The organism is Candidatus Accumulibacter sp. ACC007, assembly GCF_907163205.1.
Taxonomy (GTDB): Bacteria; Pseudomonadota; Gammaproteobacteria; order Burkholderiales; family Rhodocyclaceae; genus Accumulibacter; species Accumulibacter regalis.
Genome location: NZ_CAJQUD010000006.1, coordinates 1 through 17,704 on the forward strand (window position 1 = coordinate 1; position 17,704 = coordinate 17,704).

The window sequence follows — 17,704 nt, forward strand, 5'->3', positions numbered from 1 at the left end:
AACCCAGTCGATCCCCGTCTTGTGCACCGCCACCGCGCCGCCAACGAAGCAGACGACAATGAAACCGAGCAGCTCGAAGTCGCTCATGTACGGACGCAACAGCGGGAACGACAGCCAGCCGAAGAGTGTGCCGACAGTCCCCGGCGCCCGCGGCGACAAGCCACTGCCAAAGCCACAGGCGACCAGGTGCGCGGGATGCGCCATGAGAAATTGCACGGAAGGAGGAGCGGGGCTAGCCAAAGTGGTCGAATCCTTTGCCGTCGATGGCCATTGCCTGCCCGTCTTCGTCGAGCAGCGTCAGGCGAGTGTTCGCCGCGGCGACTATCCGGCCAAAGCGCCAGAGCGGCAGATCGAGCTCGGCGGCGAGTGCGGCAATCTCGAGTCGCCTTTCCGGCAGGGCCGAGAACACCAGTTCATAGTCGTCGCCACCAGCCAGCTGACACTGGCGCGCGAACGCCGGGTCGACTCCAGCCGGCCTTGACGGAAGCTGCGCCGCGCCGACTTCGGCGGCGACCGCCGATCGATCCAGGATGTGGCCGAGGTCGGCGAGCAAGCCATCCGAAACGTCGATGGCCGCGTGCGCCAGACGACGCAAGCGCAACTCGAGTCCCAGTTCGACGCGTGGCATGGGCTGCTGCAGTGCGGCCAGACAGCGTTTGGCGAGCGCTTCCTTGAGCTGTACGCGCCCCTGCAGACAGGCCAGCCCCATCGCCGCCAGGCCAGGCCAGCCGGAAACCCAGAGATCGTCACCCGGCAAAGCCCGATCGCGACGCAGCGCCTCGCCGGCGGGAAGTTCACCAAGCACCGTGAAACACAGGTTGAGCGGACCGCGCGTCGTATCGCCGCCGACCAGGTCGACGCCATAGCGACTGGCGCAGGCAAAGACGCCTTCCGAAAACGCCACCAGCCACTCGGCGCGCGCCTCGGGCAGGCTTCCGGCAAGCAAGGCCCAGCGTGGCTTGGCGCCCATCGCAGCGAGGTCGGAGAGGTTGACCGCCAGCGCTTTCCAGCCGAGCTGCCTGGGATCCGTGCCGGGCAGGAAATGGCTTCCTTCGACCAGCATGTCGGTGGTTATCGCCAGTTCGCAGCCCGCGGACGGCGCCAGCAGCGCGCAATCATCACCGGGGCCGAGGACCGCTTGCGGCGTCGGCCTGGAAAAGTACGTCCGGATCAGTTCAAACTCGCTGGGCATCTCCATTTCCTTGCACCTGCACGACTTGCCGGACTTGCTCGGCGACGCTGCTCAGCGTGCCTTGGCGCGAGCCGCGCGCTTGGCTTCGACCTCGGCCGGACGCAAGCGGGCAGCCAGCTTGTCGAGGACGCCGTTGACGTATTTGTGGCCGTCGGTGCCACCGTAGGCCTTGGCCAACTCGATCGACTCGTTGATGATCACCCGGTACGGGGTCTGCGGATAGTTGCTCAACTCGAAAGCGCCGGCCAGCAGGACGCTGGCTTCGATCGGCGACAACTCAGCGAAGGGACGGTCGAGATACGCCTGTAGCTGCTCCTGCAGCGCCAGGCGCTGAACGAGCACCCCGCGCAACAGCTTGACGAAAAACTCGCTGTCGGCCTTGTCGAAGCCTTCGACGTCGCCCAGGTGCGCCTCGATTGCCGCTTCGGTCGTTGCCGCTCAGCTGCCACTGGTAGAGCCCCTGCAGCGCGAATTCGCGGGCCCGGCGACGCGGCGATCGAGCGGCAGTGGCCTTGCCGTTCGTCTTGTTCGGCGACGGCCCGGCCATCACGAGCGCTCCCCGAGTACTGCCAGCAGATTGGCCATCTCGACCGCCACCTGCGCGCAGTCGGCACCCTTCTGCTGCATGCGGGCGAGCGCCTGATCGTCGTCTTCGCAGGTCAGGATTCCATTGGCGATGGGCACGCCGCTATCGAGCTGCACCTCCATCACGCCCCGGCACGAGTCGTTGGCGACGATCTCGAAGTGATAGGTTTCGCCGCGAATGACCGCGCCGAGCGCGATCAGCGCGTTCGAAATGCCCGCTTGGGCCATCGTCTGCAGCGCTAGAGGTATCTCCAGAGCACCCGGGACGGTCGCTAGCGTAATGCGGGCTTCGTCGACGCCGAGGCGCTGCAGCTCGCTGAGGCTGGCGCTGAGCAGGCCTTCCCCGATGTCCTGGCTGAAGCGACTCATGACGATGCCGATCGCCAGCCCGTCGCCATCAAGTGAAGCATCGTATTCGTGGATATTCTCGTCGCGACGCACGGGAACGGTCTTGTTACGCGTTGTCTGGGTGCTCATCAGAGCCTCTCAAGGTCGGTCAGGTTTTGCGATGTGGCCGGTCACTTCGAGATCGAAGCCGGTCATGCTCGGCATGCGCCGTGGACTGGCAAGTAGTTTCATTTTTCCCACCCCGAGATCGCGCAGAATCTGCGCCCCGATACCGTAGATGCGCGGGTCCCAACGGGCGGCCGGACGTTTGCTGGCCACAGGCTCACGGAGCATGGCGAGAATGTCCTGACCGCTCTCCGGCCGATGCAGCAAGACGATTACACCCGCCCTTGCCCGCGCCAGCGCCGCCTGTGCCACGTCGAGTGAAAAAGTATGCCGATCCCGCCCGGATCGAGGAAATCGACCACCGAGAGCGGCTCGTGCACGCGCACCACCGTTTCCTGTCGGGGCAGATCTCGCCCTTGGTGAGCACCAGGTGCACCTCGTTCGAGGTGCAATCCGTGTACGCGTGCAGCATGAACTCGCCGTGCGCGGACTGCACCGGCTTCGACAGCGTACGCTCGACCAGCGTCTCGTGCTGGCTGCGGTAGTGAATGAGATCGGCGATGGTGCCAATCTTGAGGCCATGCTGGCGAGCGAAGTCAACCAGGTCGTGCAGACGGGCCATGCTGCCATCCTCGTTGAGGATTTCGCAAATCACCGCCGCCGGCTCAAGCCCGGCGAGCAGCGCCAGATCACAGCCGGCTTCGGTATGGCCAGCGCGCACCAGGACCCCCCCCGCGCGCGCCATGATCGGAAAGACATGTCCGGGCTGGACGATGTCGGCAGGCCCCGCGTTGCGTGCCACCGCCGCCTTGATGGTCAGCGCGCGGTCCTGCGCCGAGATGCCCGTGGTCACCCCTTCGGCGGCTTCGATCGAAACCGTGAAGGCCGTGCTGTAGGGGCTCTTGTTGTCACGCGCCATCTGCGTCAGGCCCAGTTGCCGACAACGCGCCTCGGTCAGCGTCAGGCAGATCAACCCGCGCCCAAAGCGGGCCATGAAGTTGATCGCCTCCGGAGTCACATGTTCGGCGGCGAGAATCAGATCGCCCTCGTTCTCACGGTCTTCTTCGTCAACCAGGACGACCATCCGTCCGGCACGCATTTCGACAATGACTTCTTCGATCGGTGAAACATCGGTCGAAGTGCTCTGTGGTGACATTCTCTACATCCTCCGCGGCGGGCATGCGCGCAATTGAGCCCGCGCCCACTGGCGACAAGCCACGCCTTGACTGGTCAAGCCGCATCGTTCCCGAACCCGGCATTCTCTCAGTTTCCCGGCTCCACCGCCATGCGGAGATAAAGCCCCTGGCGCTTTCGCCGCCACTCGCCGCCCGCCACTCGCCGCCCGGCAATCGCTTCGTGGCCAAGGCGGCCAGGTGGGCCAGGGCGGCGATCAACGCCATTCGCCGAGCACCCTGGCCGCAAGCGCGCGGCCAAGCGATCACCCAATCAGTCAATTATTCGTTTTATCATGGTCGCCAGCGAGGGCACAACGCCATCGGCTGATCAATTGAATCGTGACTGGGTGTGCGTCGGCACATTCCGACGAGGGTGAATGCCAAGAAGGCGAAGGATCAGTTCAATGTCCATCAATGAGAGCTTGCTGTTGGTCGCCGCGATAGTGATCGTGTCGTTTTTCGCGTTGCGCGCCTTCAGGACTCGTCGTTCAGCAGACGATCAAGAAGAGCGGGAAGCCACTGAAGAGGCTGCCCGCGCCGCCGCCGAGCGCAAGGCCGCCGAGGAAGCCGCGCACGCCGCAGCCCAACGCCAGGCCGCCGAGGAAGCCGCGCACGCCGCAGCCAACGCCAGGCCGCCGAGGAAGCCGAGCGTGCCGCCGCCGAGCGCAAGGCCGCCGAGGAAGCCGAGCGTGCCGCCGCCGAGCGCAAGGCCGCCGAGGAAGCCGAGCGTGCCGCCGCCGAGCGCATGGCCGCCGAGGAAGCCGAGCGCGCCGCCGCCGAGCGCAAGGCCGCCGAGGAAGCCAAGCGCGCCGCCGCCGAGCGCAAGGCCGCCGAGGAAGCCGAGCGTGCCGCCGCCGAGCGCAAGGCCGCCGAGGAAGCCAAGCGCGCCGCCGCCGAGGAAGCTGCGCAAGTCGAAGCGGACCGCAAGGCCGTTGAGGAAGCCCTGCGTGCGGAAGAAGAAGAGTGCCTGGCCGTTGCCGAAGCCATTGCTCGCGAAACCGAGCGCCAGGCAGCCGAGGAAGCGCAGCGGCTGGCCGCGGCCAGCGCCCCGCCGGTGGCGCCAGCAAAAGCCAGGACGCCAGAAGAAACGGTGGTGATGATCGCTGACGATTCCAAGGTAGTGCGCGTCAAGACCGGCCGCCTGCTCGGCACCCAGCGCTACCAGGTCGTCATGGCTGAAGACGGACTGGACGCGGCCCAGCAAATCAAGGCCGCCTTGCCGGACGTACTGATTACCGACGTTGATATGCCCGGCATGAGCGGCTTGCAGCTGACACGACAGCTGCGTGCCAATGCCGCCACCGCGCGCCTGCCGATCATCATGGTCACTTCGGACAGTGAGCAGTTGCGTGGTGAAGCCGACGCCGCGGGCGTAGACGTACTGCTCGGCAAACCCTACCCCGAGGAGCAGCTGATCGCCCACATCCAGCGCCTGGCCAACAGCCAGGGCAGCGCTTGAGCCCGCGTTCAGCGAACGCCGGCGTCATGGAGAGCGCGCCTCGCACCGATCACCCGGAAAAGCATGGGCAACGAAACCCCACGCTTGCCGAGTTCGTGATCGTTTGCCTGTGCGCCGAATGGTGCGGCGTTTGCCGCGAGTACCGGGAAGGCTTCGCGGCGCTCGCCCGCCAGTTCCCGGAGGCCGGATTTCACTGGCTGGATATCGAGGAACACGCCGACAACCTGGGCGACATCGACGTGGAAAACTTCCCAACGCTACTCATCAAGCGTCGCAACCTGGTCCTCTTCTACGGCATCATGCTGCCGACACCGAGTCACCTGAAACGCACGCTCGAGGCTTTCCTGGAACAAAGCAGCGAAGAAAGTGAGGAATACGCATTCTCCAGCGTCGACCGTCACGGCTGGCAGGACGACCCGGACCTGCGCCACCTCGATGCCGCTTGCCTGGGAAGACTCTGTCCCCAGGACTGAGCGGGTGCAGCAGCGCGATAGCGCAGCTACATGGCGACCAGCACTCCCTGCTCGTCGCGTAGCGTGCCCACGCGGATCAGGTCGCGAGCCAGGCGGTGCGCCAGCACCTCGTTGCTGAGGTTCAGGTAGCGCGCGTTGACGCTCTGGCAAAAACTCAGGCGCGCAAGAAAAACGGGCAGATCGGCGCGCGGCAGCTGCCGTCTTTCCAGCAAGGCAAAAGCAAGAATCACCTTGAGCGCGTGCCAGACGAGCAGATCGATGTCGTGTTCGAACGCAGCCAGCCGCCGATACGCCCGCTCGAAAGCATCTTCGACGTCGACGAAAGGCGCGCCATGACCGGGGATCACCACTTCGACCGGCAGGCGAGCAAGCACATCGAGCGTTTCACGCGCCGCCTTGAGGCCACCAGCACCTTCCGGATGGCCAAGAAGTTCCGAAAAAATGACCCCGAAGCCATTGCGCCACAGCGCATCACCGGAGATCAGGATACGCCGTTCGGGGTTGTGATAGGCGAGGGCGTCCATGTCGTGACCGGGAACCGCGATCGCCCGCCAGTTGAGACCGCCGAGCTCGATTTCATCGCCAGCGGCAAGCGTCGCATCGTGGCGAAAGCGGGCGGCGGACTGACCAAGCGGTGAAAGCAGCAGCGCCTCTTCGTCCCACTCGGCGATCGTCGCGTCGATTCCGTGCGGAACGACGACCTGGCAGCCAAAAGCCTCGACCAGCGCGGCGTTGCCTCCGATATGGTCAGAATGCGAATGGGTGTTCAGCAAGCGCGTCAGGCGACGACCAGCCAGCGCGTGTTCGAGCAAGGCAAGCGTCTGGCCGGCCTGCGTGACGTAACCGCTATCGATCAGTGCCGCCCGCTCGCCTTCGAGGAAAACGATGTTGTTCGACGACAGCCAGCCGCGTTCAAGAACCAGGAGGTTGTCGGGCAACATCAGGACTTGTCGGGGGAATCGCCGTTCAGTCCCTCATCGACGACCCGCAGCGGCTGCACCTCTTCGACGACGATCCCCTGCGCGGCGTCTGACACCGGCTCGGGCGGGCGCCCGCAGCCAAGGCAGTAACCCGAATCCGGGTCGAACATGCAGACCCCGACACAGAGATAGTCGTCTTCAGTCTCGCTCATGGGCGCTGGCCATGAGCAATGAATTCGCAGCGAACCGGTCCGTGTTTCATTTGCCCACTCCTCGCTTGTCTCGCCGCCGGTCAGCGCTCACAGTCGCCACGAAACTCCCCTCCCGACGCACAGCCGGCGGGGTCGTGCTCAACGCGGCGACGCTCTACAGCGACCAGGATTCTCAGGCGCTGCTCGTCCGGGGCGCGGCTCCAGACGGCAATCTCTTCGATCGTCCGGAAGCAGCCGAGACAGAAGCCGCCGTCGTCGTCCATCTTGCAGACGTTGATGCACGGCGACGCGACGCTTTGCGCCTGCACTTGACTCACGGCCATTTCCTCCACATCAAAAGCCTTGCCCCTGCCTTTAGCCCGTGCGCTGGCGCGCACGCAGCGCGCGCGCGGCCTTTGACGCCGGTTCGCGGCCCAGGTGACTGGCTATGAACTGGCCGGCAGCGAGCAACTTGCCCATGTCGACACCGCTTTCGACGGCCAGCCCCTGGAGCAGATAAACGACGTCTTCCGTCGCTACGTTGCCACTCGCCCCGGTGGCATAGGGGCAGCCACCGAGACCGGCGATCGAGCTGTCGAAAACCGCCATGCCCATCTGCAGCGAAGCGTAGATATTGGCAATCGCCATCCCGTAGGTATCGTGATAATGACCCGCCAGGCGCTTGATCGGCACCACCGTCGCACAGGCTTCGAGCATCTTGGTGATCGACGCCGGCGTTCCGGCGCCGATGGTGTCGCCGAGCGAGACCTCGTAGCAACCCATCTCGAAAAGCTGCCGGGCGACCCAGGCGGCACGTCGCGGATCAACCGGGCCTTCGTAAGGGCAGGCGACGACACAGGAAACATAGCCCCGCACGCGGATCTCGAGGGCGCTGGCGGCGTCGACGACGGCGGCGAAGCGCTTCAGGCTTTCGGCGATACTGCAGTTGATGTTCTTCTCCGAGAACGCTTCCGAAGCGGCGCCAAAAATCGCCACCTCCTGCGCGCCAGCCTCGATGGCCGCGTCGAAGCCCTTGAGATTGGGCGTCAGTACCGGGTACGCTACCTGCGGCCGGCGACGCGGACTGGACAACACCGCGCGCAGGACTTCGGCGCTGTCGGCCATTTGCGGCACCCACTTCGGCGACACGAACGAGGTCGCCTCGATGGTCGACAGCCCGGCATCGGCGAGACGTTCGATCAATTCGATCTTGATCGCCGCCGGAACAATCTGCGCCTCGTTCTGCAAGCCATCGCGGGGACCGACTTCGACCAGTTTGACCTGTTTCGGCAACGCCATTTCATTTCTCCGCGGCAAAGTCGACCAGTTCGGCACCATCGGCAACCTGATCGCCGGCAGCGTAGCAGAAGGCCTTGACGATGCCATTCTTCGGCGCGGTGATCGTATGTTCCATCTTCATCGCTTCGAGAATCAGCAGCGGCGCACCTTTTTCCACCTGCTGGCCGACCGCTGCCAGCAAGGCGACAACTTTGCCCGGCATCGGCGCCGTCAGGCCCCCGCCGTGCGTACCGCCAGCCTCGACCAGGTGCAGCGGATCGTCGCGCAGGATCAGGTAGTTGCTGCCATGCAGGAAGACATACCGCTTCTGCTCCTGCTTCTCATTGACAGCGACGACGCTGGCCACCAGGCGACGATCGTCGAGTTCGACGGCAAGCTGGCCGGCAAAACGTCCGCTCTCGAGAACCCGACCGCGGGCAAGCACCGACTCGCCAGCCAGCGTCAGGCGCCAGCCATCGACCTCGTAGTCAACCGCCACTTCGAACACTGCTTCGCCACTGCGATAGGTGAGCGTGCGTCGCGACTGAATGTTCAGGCGCCAGCCGTCGTGCGAACTCCACGGCGACCAGGGGTCGCCCGAATGGCTGGCCCTGCTGAGCGCCGCCGCCTGCTCGCGCAGCAAACCGGCGACCGCGGCGACGAAAAAGACATTGCGCGGCGGTTCGCTGTGGGCCGGAAAGAGGAACTCGCGGCTGCGCTCGATGAGGCCGGTATCGAGATCGGCGTCGGCAAAAGCCGGACAGACCACCAAGCGTGACAGGAAGGCGACGTTGGTGCTGACGCCGACGATGCGGTAGTCGGCCAGCGCCTGCCACATGCGCGCCAAGGCCGCGTCACGGTCCACGTCCCAAACGACGAGTTTGGCGATCATCGGGTCGTAGAACGGCGTGATTTCGTCGCCCTGTTCGATGCCCGTGTCAACGCGCACGTTGAGGCTTTCGGCCGGCGGCGAGAGATGTACCAGCCGCCCGGTCGACGGCAGGAAATCCTGCTCGGGGTTCTCGGCATAGATCCGCGCCTCGAGCGCGTGCCCACGGATTTCCAGTTGCTCCTGGCGTAGCGGCAGGGCTTCGCCGCTGGCCACGCGCAGCTGCCACTCGACGAGATCCTGCCCGGAAATCATTTCGGTGACCGGGTGCTCGACCTGCAGGCGGGTGTTCATTTCCATGAAATAGAAGCTTCCATCAGCCACGAAAGTGTCGCTGGCGATGAACTCCACCGTGCCCGCGCCGACATAACCGACCGCGCGCGCGGCGTCGACGGCCGCCTTGCCCATCGCCGTGCGCCGTGCGCTCGTCATTCCCGGAGCCGGTGCTTCCTCGAGAACTTTCTGATGACGGCGCTGCACCGAGCAGTCACGTTCGAAAAGATGAACGCAATTGCCGCGCGTATCGGCGAAGATCTGGAATTCGATATGCCGCGAACGGCTAAGATACTTCTCGATCAGCACCTTGTCGTCGCCGAACGACGAGAGCGCCTCGCGCTGGCACGACGCCAGCGCGGCGGCAAAATCCTCGCCACGCTCGACCAGGCGCATTCCCTTGCCGCCGCCCCCGGCCGCTGCCTTGATCAGCACCGGATAGCCGATCGCGTCGGCTTTTACCCGCAGCAGCTCCGCCTCCTGGTCGTCGCCGTGGTAGCCGGGCGTCACCGGGACGCCGGCAGCGCTCATGATCGCCTTGGCCGCCGACTTCGAACCCATGGCGCGGATCGCTGCTGCTGGCGGCCCAATGAAGACGATCCCCGCGGCAGCGCAGGCGTCGGCAAAGACGTCGTTCTCGGACAGAAAGCCGTAGCCGGGATGGATCGCCTGCGCACCGGTTCGGCGGGCGGCAGCAAGAATTCGCTCGCCGACCAGGTACGACTCGCGGACGGCAGCGGGACCGATGCACACCGCCTCGTCAGCCAGGCGCACGTGGCGGGCGTTGGCGTCGGCCTCCGAATAGACGGCCACCGTACGCACGCCCATGCGCCGCGCGGTCTTGATCACACGGCAGGCGATCTCGCCGCGATTGGCTATCAGAATCTTTGTAAACATCGGAGCACCTTTCGCCTCCACGCCGCCAGTGCGCCGTGAATGTCGAGTCAATGGTTCAACAGCGGCAAGCCGCAGGGCAATGCATTTTGATGGCGGTGCGTCGTTCTCCGGCTGGCCACTCCGCGCATCACTCCAGCAGCCAGTTCGGCCGCCGCTTTTCGAGGAAAGCGGCCAGACCTTCCTGGCCTTCCGGACTGCTGCGCACGCGGGTAATGCGTTGTGCCGTTTCGGCGATCGTCTGCTCGTCGATCGGCTGCCCGACGACGACGCGGAGCAGCGCCTTGCACTCGGCCTGCGCGCTCGGGCCGTTGGCCAGCAGGCTGTCGACGATTTCGCCAATCGCCTCGTCGAGTTGTTCCTCGCCAGGAACGATCTCGTGCAGCAAGCCGATCCGGTAAGCTTCTGCAGCCGAGAAGCGCTCGGCGGTCAGCATGTAGCGCCGACTGTAGCGCTCGCCGATGGCCGCCAGGACGTAGGGACTGATCAGCGCCGGAATGATCCCCAGTTTCACTTCGCTGAGCGAGAAGATGGCGTCGTAGGTACCCACGGCGATATCGCAAGCGGCGATCAGGCCGACGCCACCGCCGTAGGCAGGTCCCTGGACGCGTGCAATCGTCGGCTTCGAGAGTTCGTTGAGCGTCGACAGGAGCTCGGCCAGGCGATTCGCGTCGCGCAGGTTTTCCTCCTCCGAGTAGCCGGCAGCGGCGCGCATCCAGTTCAGGTCGGCGCCGGCGCAGAAGCTCTTGCCGGTAGACGAGAGGACGACGACGCGGACATCGGCGTCGGCGTCGAGTTCTCGCAAACCGGCAGTGATCTCGGCGATCAGTTGCGCGTCGAAAGCGTTGTGGCGCTGTGCCTTGTTCAGCGTCAGGATGCCGACACCGGCGTCGACCTCGGTCACTATTGCTTGGTAGTCGCTCATCAAAACCTCGCTCACATCCGAAAAATGCCGAACTTCGTCGCTTCGGCTGCGGCGTTCATCGCTGCCGAGAGGCCGAGTCCGAGAACCCGCCGGGTGTCGGCGGGGTCGATCACGCCATCGTCCCAGAGGCGGGCGCTGGCGTAATAGGGATGACCCTGGACCTCGTACTGGGCGCGGATCGGCGCCTTGAATGCTTCTTCGTCCGCAGCGCTCCACGACTTGCCGGCGGCTTCGATGCCGTCGCGCCTGACCGTTGCCAGAACAGCCGCCGCCTGCTCGCCACCCATCACCGAAATGCGCGCATTCGGCCACATCCACATGAAACGCGGCGAGTAGGCACGACCGCACATGCCGTAATTGCCGGCACCGAAAGAACCGCCGATGACCACCGTGAATTTCGGCACCTTGGCACAGGCGACGGCGGTGACCATCTTCGCACCGTCGCGAGCAATGCCGCCGTTCTCGTACTTGCGACCGACCATGAAGCCGGTGATGTTCTGCAGGAAAAGCAGCGGAATGCCGCGCTGCGCGCAGAGTTCGACGAAATGGGCGGCTTTCAGCGACGATTCCGAAAACAAGATGCCATTGTTGGCGACAATTCCGACCGGATAGCCCCAGACGCGCGCAAAGCCGCAGACGATGGTCGTTCCGTAACGCGCCTTGAACTCGTCGAAGTCCGAGCCATCGACGATGCGCGCGATGATCTCGCGCACGTCGAAAGGCTTCTTGCTATCGCTCGGGATCACTCCGTACAACTCGTCGGCCGCGTACAGCGGCGCACGCGGCTCGCTCAGAGCAAGCGGCGGGCGCTTGCGCCAGTTGAGATTGCCGACGATGCGGCGAGCAATCGCCAGCGCGTGCGCGTCGTTTTCGGCGTAGTGGTCGGCGACACCCGAGACGCGCGTATGCACGTCGGCGCCACCCAGATCCTCGGCGCTCACCACTTCTCCGGTCGCCGCCTTGACCAGCGGCGGCCCGCCGAGAAAGATCGTTCCCTGATCCTTGACGATGATCGATTCGTCGGACATTGCCGGCACATAGGCCCCGCCCGCGGTGCATGAGCCCATCACCGCTGCGATCTGCGGGATACCCGCCGCCGAAAGATTGGCCTGGTTGTAGAAGATGCGGCCGAAATGCTCCTTGTCCGGAAAGACGTCCTCCTGCATGGGCAGGAAAGCGCCGCCCGAGTCGACCAGGTAGATGCATGGCAAGCGGTTCTCGCCGGCGATCTCCTGCGCGCGCAGGTGTTTCTTGACGGTCAGCGGGTAGTAGGTACCCCCTTTCACCGTCGCGTCGTTGGCAACGATCATGCACTCGATGCCGTTCACCCGCCCGATACCGGTGATCAGCGACGCCGCCGGCACCTCGAAGGGATTCTCCGCGCTGCCGCCATACATGCCGTAGGCGGCCAGCTGCGATAGTTCGACAAAGGGCGAGCCGGGGTCGATCAGGGCGTTGACGCGCTCGCGTGGCAGCAGCTTGCCGCGCGCCAGATGTTTCTGGCGCGCGCTTTCAGGCCCCCCGAGGGCGATGCGCGCGACGGTGGCACGCAGATCGGCAACGACCGCACGCATGGCCTCGCCGTTGGCCTTGAATTCGGCACTCCGCGCGTTGAGCTGGGTTTGCAGTACGGGCATCAGAAACCTCCAGAGGTCAGCCAGCGATCGAGCTGTGGCAGCCGGTCAACACCGAAAAACGGCTCGCCGTCGACGATCATGTACGGCGAACCAAAAACACCCCTGGCGAGCGCCGCGTCGCCTTCGTCTTTCAGCCGCTGCTTGAGTTCGGGGCCGTTCAGCGCGACAGACAGGGAGTCGCGATCGGCTCCGTGCCGCGCCGCCAGTTCGAGGACCACGTCCAGGTCGGAGATGTCGCGCCCCTCGGCGTAGAACGCGCGGAAAAGCGAGTGCGCGAAGGCCCGCGCCGTTGCACAGTCCTGATCGTCCAGCCAGTAATAGGCGCGCGCCGCGTGCTGGGTAGCGAGCGGAAACTTCGCCGGATGGCGGTAATGCACAGAGAGGAAGCGCGCCGAGCGCGAGAAGTCGTGCACCGAGTACTCGCCCTTGAGCGGCACCAGCGTCAAGGGCGCGGCGCCGGTGTGCTTGAACACCACGCCGAGCAGAATCGGCCGCCATCTGACCTGGCGCCCGTGGCTCCTGGCGAGTTCGTCGATCTTCTCGGAGGCCAGGTAGCCATACGGCGACGAGAAGTCGAAGTAGAAATCGATGGGTTCCGGCATGGCTTGGTCTTCCCGATGAGTGGATGTGTTGACGATTCAGGCGCAAAGCCCGGGGGAAGCGACTTCGCTACGGACCGATATCAGCCAAGCAGTTTGTCGTGGTCGGCATGGGTACCTATCCAGATGCAAAGGAAACCGCCCGCAAGCGGTATGGCGAGCGGACCTTGAGCCAGGCGGGGTCCGCCTCCGGCCGCAGCGCGTGGCGGCTCATGTCAGGCGTCGGCAACGGCGCGGCCGATGACCAGCCGCTGGATGTCGTTGGCGCCCTCGTAAATCTGGCAGACGCGGACGTCGCGGTAGATCCGCTCGACCGGGAAATCGCTGACGTAGCCATAACCGCCGAGAATCTGGATGGCGTCCGAACAGACCTTCTCGGCCATTTCGGAGGCGAACATCTTGGCCATCGACGCCTCCTTGAGGCAGGGCTTGCCGGCATCCTTGAAAGTTGCGGCGCGCCAGACCATCAGCCGCGCGGCGTCGATCTGGGTGGCCATGTCGGCAAGGCGGAAGCTGACCGCCTGGTGTTCGATGATCGGCTTGCCGAAGGTTTCGCGGTCCTTGGCGTACTGCACCGCGCATTCGAAGGCGGCGCGCGCCATGCCGACCGACTGCGCGGCGATGCCGATGCGGCCGGCTTCGAGGTTCGACAGGGCAATACGGTAGCCGTCGCCTTCCTGGCCGAGCAGGCAGGACGCCGGAACACGGCAGTCTTCGAACAGGATCTGGGCAGTATCCGAAGCACGCTGTCCCATCTTTTCCTCGATGCGCGCAACGATATAGCCGGGGGTGTCGGTGGGCACCAGGAAACACGAGATGCCTTTCTTGCCCGCAGCCTTGTCGGTCACCGCGAAGACGATCGCCACCTGGCCGTATTTGCCGGTGGTGATGAACTGCTTGACGCCATTGAGGACGAAATGGTCGCCGTCGCGGTCGGCACGGGTAGTGATCGCTGCGGCGTCGGACCCGGTGTGCGGTTCGGTCAGGCAGAAGCAGCCGAGTTTCTCGCCGCTGGCCAGCGGTTTGAGCCAGGTTTCCTTCTGCTCGTCGGAGCCGTACTTCATGGTGATCCCGCAGGCCAGCGAGTTCTGGACGCTGACGATGGTCGAGGTGGCGCCATCACCGGCAGCGATTTCCTCGATCACCAGCACCAGCGACATGTAGTCCATGCCGGCACCGCCCCACTCCTCGGGAACCACCATTCCGAGCGCGCCAAGTTCGCCGAGTTCGCGTAAGGCCTCAGCCGGAAACGTGTGATTGCGGTCCCATTCGCCGGCGAAGGGGGCCAGACGCTCGCGCGCGAATTCACGCAGCGAGTCACGAATCATTTCCTGTTCCTGAGTCAGAATCATGCAGCTTTCTCCTTGAGGTTCGCACCGGACGCAAGTTTCACGCCGGCGCGATTGGTAATGTAGACGCCGGCAATCACCAGGGCGCCGCCGCTCAGCACGGCCAGCCCGAGCCGCTCTCCGAGCAGCACGGCACCAAGGATGACGGCGCTGACCGGCACCAGATTGATGAACGCCGCCGAACGCGTGGCGCCGATGCGCTGTACGGCCTCGGCGTACCAGGTGAAAGCCAGGGCGGTGCCGAAAAGTCCGAGGAAAACGATTGCGCTCCAGCCACGCCAGGTCGTTTCTGACAGCGAAAAGAGCGAACCCTGCAGCAGGGCCGCGCCGGTCAGCATCAACCAGCCGGTGACACTGGCGCCGAAAGTCATCGCCAGCGGCGAGAGCGAGCGGGTACCGCGCCGCCCGAGGAAGGTGTAGATCGTCCACATCACGGCGCAGCCGATGATCAGCCATTCGCCGAGCCCCACCTCGCCGGCGAGCAGCAGAGAGGGATGGCCATTGGTGACCACCAGCAGGCAGCCGAAGGCAGCCAGGCCGATGCCGAGCGCCTTGGTCGGCGACATCGGCGCGCCGAACAGCAGCCAGTCGCTGGCGGCGATCAGCGCCGGCGTCAGCGCCACGACCAGCGCACCACGGCCGGCCTGAATCATCGTCATGCCGTAGAGAAAGCAGACGTTGTAAAGGAAGATACCGGTGGCGCCGAGCGCGGTGAGCGTCAGCCACTCGCCGAGCGACCACCGCGGCCAGCCTTCGCGAACGACCAGCAAGGCGCCGAGAACCAGCGCCGCGAGCAGGAAGCGCCAGCTGGCCACGGCCAGCGGCGCCGCTTCGCTGACCGCGATGCGCGCGGCGACCCACGTCGCCCCCCACAGCGCCGCCGTGGAAATCAGCTTGAAATAGGTCGCCGGCGACGCAGAAATCCGCTCCCGGGTAAGTGACAAGTGAGCCGTCACGTCAGCCCTGCAAGGCTTCGAGTGCCGTCAGATAGGTGGGCAGCAGGTCTTCCTGGCGGTGCACGGTAAACCCGAGGTCGCGCATCAGACCGTCCTTGAGGCCGTAGATCCAGCCGTGCACGGTCAGCGGCTGGCCACGCTGCCAGGCATCCTGGACGACGAAGGTCTGGCAGACGTTGGCCACCTGTTCGAGGACGTTGAGCTCGCACAGGCGGTCATGTCGCTGCTCGGGCGGCAGGCTGTCGACGCGCGCCAGATGCTTGTCGTGCACGTCTCGCACGTGCCGCAGCCAGATGTCGACCAGGCCGACGCGGTCACGATTGAGCGCCGCCTTCACCCCCCCGCAACCGTAATGGCCGACGACCATTACGTGCCGCACCTTGAGCGCATCGACCGCGAACTGTATCACCGACAGGCAGTTGAGATCGGTATGCACGACGACGTTGGCGACGTTGCGATGCACGAAGATCTCGCCCGGCAGCAGGCCGACGATCTCGTTCGCCGGCACCCGCGAATCGGAACAGCCGATCCACAGATACTCTGGCGTCTGCAGCCGCGACAGGCGCATGAAATACTCGGCGTCGCTTTCCTGCATGCGATTCGACCAGGCGCGGTTGAAGTCGAAGAGGTGAAAGAGGTTTTCGTTGGCCACTTCCTCCTCGGTCCAGTTCTGCAGATCGAGGGCGAGAAACATGGTCCCCTCGATCGGCGTCTGGTAGTACGCGGGCGCTTCGTGAAAACCCAATTCACGATACAGGCGGACGGCGACGCGCATCGCCGGCAGGGTGTCGAGCAGCAGCCGCTTGTAACCGATATCCTTGGCCGCCTTGATCGCCGCCAGCGCCAGCTCGAGACCGACGCCACCACCGCGCTGCCCGGGCTCGACGTACAGGCGCTTCATTTCGCAGAGACCCGCGGACAGCGGCCGGATGCCGACGCAGCCCGCCGGCTGGCCGTCGCGCTCGGCGTAGAACAAGCGACCCGATGGGGCCGCATAGGCGCCCGGCAGCGACGCCATTTCCTCCTCGAAACCCTGGAATGACAGATCGACGCCCAGCCAGGCGGCATAGTTGCGGAAGAACTGGCGAACGTGTTCGACAGCAGCGCTGTCGTCGGCGGTAAGGTTGCGCAGGATGGTGGTCATGATCTTCCCGAAAGCTGCGGACAAGGGCTGCAGAATAGCTGCTGGAAACGCGCTACGCCGTGGCGGCAGGCATGTTCCCGCGCAGCGGCGTAACGCTCAGTGTAGGGCGCATGGCGCCTCAGAGCGTGTCGGCGAACAGTTCGCGACCAATCAGCATACGGCGGATTTCCGAAGTACCGGCGCCGATTTCGTAAAGCTTCGCGTCGCGCCACAGCCTGCCGGCCGGATACTCGTTGATGTAGCCGTTGCCGCCGAGCGTCTGGATGGTCTCGCCGGCCATCCAGGTTGCCTTTTCGGCGGCGTAGAGAATCGCGCCTGCGGCGTCCTTGCGCGTCGTTTCGCCGCGATCGCAAGCCTGGCCCACGGCATAGACGTAGGCCCGGCAGACGTTGAAGGTGGTGTACATGTCGGCGACCTTGCCCTGCATCAACTGGAACTCGCCGATCGCCTGCCCGAACTGCTGGCGGTCGTGCAGGTAGGGCAGCACCAGGTCCATCGCCGCGGCCATGATCCCCAGCGGCCCGCCGGCGAGCACCGCGCGCTCGTAATCGAGGCCGCTCATGAGCACGCGCACGCCGCCGTTGACCTGGCCAAGGACGTTGTCCAGCGGCACTTCGCAGTCGTCGAAGAACAGCGGGTAGGTGTTCGAGCCGCGCATGCCGAGCTTGTCGAGCTTCGAGCCGCAGGAGAAGCCCTTCATTCCCTTCTCGACGATCAGCGCGGTGATTCCCTTCGCCCCGGCGTTGATGTCGGTCTTCGCGTAAACCACCAGGGTGTCGGCGTCACCGCCGTTGGTGATCCACATCTTGCCGCCGTTGAGCACAAGGTGGTCACCCCTGGCTTCGGCGCGCAGCTTCATGCTCACCACATCGGAACCGGCATTCGCTTCGGACATCGCCAGCGCGCCGACGTGCTCGCCGGAAATCAGCTTCGGCAAATACCTGGCCTTCTGCGCTGCGTTGCCGTTGCGCCCGATCTGGTTGACGCAAAGGTTGGAGTGCGCGCCATACGAGAGTCCGACGCTCGCCGACGCCCGCGAAACCTCTTCCATGGCGATGATGTGCGCCAGGTAGCCGAGCCCGGTTCCGCCGTACTCCTCGTCGGCGGTCATCCCGAGCAACCCCATGTCGCCGAACTTGCGCCACAGATCGGCGGGAAACAGGTTGTCGCGATCGATGGCCTCGGCACGCGGTGCGATTTCGGCAGCAGCAAAGCCGCGAATGCTTTCCCGCAGCATGTCGATCGTTTCGCCGTGGGCAAAGTTGAGGCTCGGATATTCCATGTCTCTCGCTCCTTGGGTGGGCTGGGGCAG

General features: G+C 65.0%; 18 protein-coding genes and 3 pseudogenes. 3 read left to right on the forward strand and 18 right to left on the reverse strand.

Annotated elements, in window-relative coordinates; genetic code table 11:
- The 5 genes and pseudogenes from QZ634_RS13825 to ribBA form a co-directional block, all read right to left on the reverse strand.
- Nucleotides 1–204 (reverse strand): annotated as a pseudogene (locus QZ634_RS13825) (phosphatidylglycerophosphatase A); the annotation flags it as partial.
- Between the two features lie 28 nt (nt 205–232).
- Nucleotides 233–1,192: a thiamine-phosphate kinase gene (gene thiL, locus QZ634_RS13830; RefSeq protein ID WP_291989281.1), complete on the reverse strand. Its 960-nt coding sequence runs from the start codon at nt 1,190–1,192 to the stop codon at nt 233–235.
- A gap of 51 nt (nt 1,193–1,243) precedes the next feature.
- A pseudogene (gene nusB, locus QZ634_RS13835) lies at nt 1,244–1,739 on the reverse strand (transcription antitermination factor NusB).
- On the reverse strand, nt 1,739–2,218 hold the full coding sequence (gene ribH, locus QZ634_RS13840; RefSeq protein ID WP_291989944.1) for a 6,7-dimethyl-8-ribityllumazine synthase: 480 nt from the start codon (nt 2,216–2,218) through the stop codon (nt 1,739–1,741). The pseudogene nusB and the gene ribH overlap by 1 nt, the downstream one beginning before the upstream one ends.
- A gap of 45 nt (nt 2,219–2,263) precedes the next feature.
- A pseudogene (ribBA, locus tag QZ634_RS13845) lies at nt 2,264–3,386 on the reverse strand (bifunctional 3,4-dihydroxy-2-butanone-4-phosphate synthase/GTP cyclohydrolase II).
- Between the two features lie 23 nt (nt 3,387–3,409).
- On the opposite strand from ribBA, the gene QZ634_RS13850 reads away from it, so the two are divergent.
- On the forward strand, nt 3,410–3,733 hold the full coding sequence (locus tag QZ634_RS13850) for a hypothetical protein (protein WP_291989282.1): 324 nt from the start codon (nt 3,410–3,412) through the stop codon (nt 3,731–3,733).
- Between the two features lie 171 nt (nt 3,734–3,904).
- On the opposite strand, the gene QZ634_RS13855 is transcribed toward QZ634_RS13850, so the two are convergent.
- On the reverse strand, nt 3,905–4,609 hold the full coding sequence (locus QZ634_RS13855; protein ID WP_291989970.1) for a hypothetical protein: 705 nt from the start codon (nt 4,607–4,609) through the stop codon (nt 3,905–3,907).
- Between QZ634_RS13855 and QZ634_RS13860 the strand changes: the two genes are divergently transcribed.
- A complete protein-coding gene (locus tag QZ634_RS13860) occupies nt 4,502–4,864 on the forward strand; it encodes a response regulator (protein ID WP_291989946.1) in 363 nt (120 codons plus the stop codon). The genes QZ634_RS13855 and QZ634_RS13860 overlap by 108 nt on opposite strands.
- Before the next feature lie 26 nt (nt 4,865–4,890).
- Nucleotides 4,891–5,337 carry a thioredoxin family protein gene (locus QZ634_RS13865; RefSeq protein ID WP_291989283.1) on the forward strand — a complete coding sequence of 149 codons (447 nt, stop codon included), beginning with the start codon at nt 4,891–4,893 and terminating at the stop codon, nt 5,335–5,337.
- Nucleotides 5,338–5,363: 26 nt separating this feature from the next.
- Here the strand turns inward: QZ634_RS13865 and QZ634_RS13870 are convergent, their stop codons facing one another.
- The 12 genes from QZ634_RS13870 to QZ634_RS13925 all read right to left on the reverse strand — a co-directional run bounded on the left by QZ634_RS13870 (nt 5,364) and on the right by QZ634_RS13925 (nt 17,674).
- Nucleotides 5,364–6,278: an MBL fold metallo-hydrolase gene (locus QZ634_RS13870; RefSeq protein ID WP_291989285.1), complete on the reverse strand. Its 915-nt coding sequence runs from the start codon at nt 6,276–6,278 to the stop codon at nt 5,364–5,366.
- Nucleotides 6,278–6,469 (reverse strand): DUF1289 domain-containing protein, encoded by a 192-nt coding sequence (locus QZ634_RS13875; RefSeq protein WP_043570425.1) that lies wholly within the window; start codon nt 6,467–6,469, stop codon nt 6,278–6,280. The genes QZ634_RS13870 and QZ634_RS13875 overlap by 1 nt, the downstream gene beginning before the upstream one ends.
- A gap of 80 nt (nt 6,470–6,549) precedes the next feature.
- Entirely contained in the window at nt 6,550–6,792 is a 243-nt protein-coding gene (locus tag QZ634_RS13880; RefSeq protein WP_291989287.1) for a DUF1289 domain-containing protein, read from the reverse strand.
- A gap of 31 nt (nt 6,793–6,823) precedes the next feature.
- Nucleotides 6,824–7,747 (reverse strand): hydroxymethylglutaryl-CoA lyase, encoded by a 924-nt coding sequence (locus tag QZ634_RS13885; protein WP_291989289.1) that lies wholly within the window; start codon nt 7,745–7,747, stop codon nt 6,824–6,826.
- Between the two features lies 1 nt (nt 7,748).
- Nucleotides 7,749–9,785 carry an acetyl/propionyl/methylcrotonyl-CoA carboxylase subunit alpha gene (locus tag QZ634_RS13890; RefSeq protein ID WP_291989290.1) on the reverse strand — a complete coding sequence of 679 codons (2,037 nt, stop codon included), beginning with the start codon at nt 9,783–9,785 and terminating at the stop codon, nt 7,749–7,751.
- A gap of 127 nt (nt 9,786–9,912) precedes the next feature.
- A complete protein-coding gene (locus QZ634_RS13895; RefSeq protein WP_291989292.1) occupies nt 9,913–10,707 on the reverse strand; it encodes an enoyl-CoA hydratase/isomerase family protein in 795 nt (264 codons plus the stop codon).
- A gap of 11 nt (nt 10,708–10,718) precedes the next feature.
- Entirely contained in the window at nt 10,719–12,344 is a 1,626-nt protein-coding gene (locus tag QZ634_RS13900; protein ID WP_291989294.1) for a carboxyl transferase domain-containing protein, read from the reverse strand.
- On the reverse strand, nt 12,344–12,946 hold the full coding sequence (locus QZ634_RS13905) for a 2-hydroxychromene-2-carboxylate isomerase (RefSeq protein ID WP_291989296.1): 603 nt from the start codon (nt 12,944–12,946) through the stop codon (nt 12,344–12,346). The genes QZ634_RS13900 and QZ634_RS13905 overlap by 1 nt, the downstream gene beginning before the upstream one ends.
- A 212-nt stretch (nt 12,947–13,158) precedes the next feature.
- Nucleotides 13,159–14,295 carry an acyl-CoA dehydrogenase gene (locus QZ634_RS13910; protein ID WP_291989298.1) on the reverse strand — a complete coding sequence of 379 codons (1,137 nt, stop codon included), beginning with the start codon at nt 14,293–14,295 and terminating at the stop codon, nt 13,159–13,161.
- Nucleotides 14,292–15,236 carry an EamA family transporter gene (locus QZ634_RS13915; protein WP_291989300.1) on the reverse strand — a complete coding sequence of 315 codons (945 nt, stop codon included), beginning with the start codon at nt 15,234–15,236 and terminating at the stop codon, nt 14,292–14,294. Before QZ634_RS13915 ends, QZ634_RS13910 begins: the two co-directional genes overlap by 4 nt.
- A 13-nt stretch (nt 15,237–15,249) precedes the next feature.
- A complete protein-coding gene (can, locus tag QZ634_RS13920; protein WP_291989302.1) occupies nt 15,250–16,392 on the reverse strand; it encodes a carbonate dehydratase in 1,143 nt (380 codons plus the stop codon).
- Between the two features lie 118 nt (nt 16,393–16,510).
- Nucleotides 16,511–17,674, reverse strand: coding sequence for an isovaleryl-CoA dehydrogenase (locus QZ634_RS13925; protein WP_291989304.1), 1,164 nt, complete (start codon nt 17,672–17,674; stop codon nt 16,511–16,513).
- Nucleotides 17,675–17,704 lie beyond the last annotated feature (30 nt).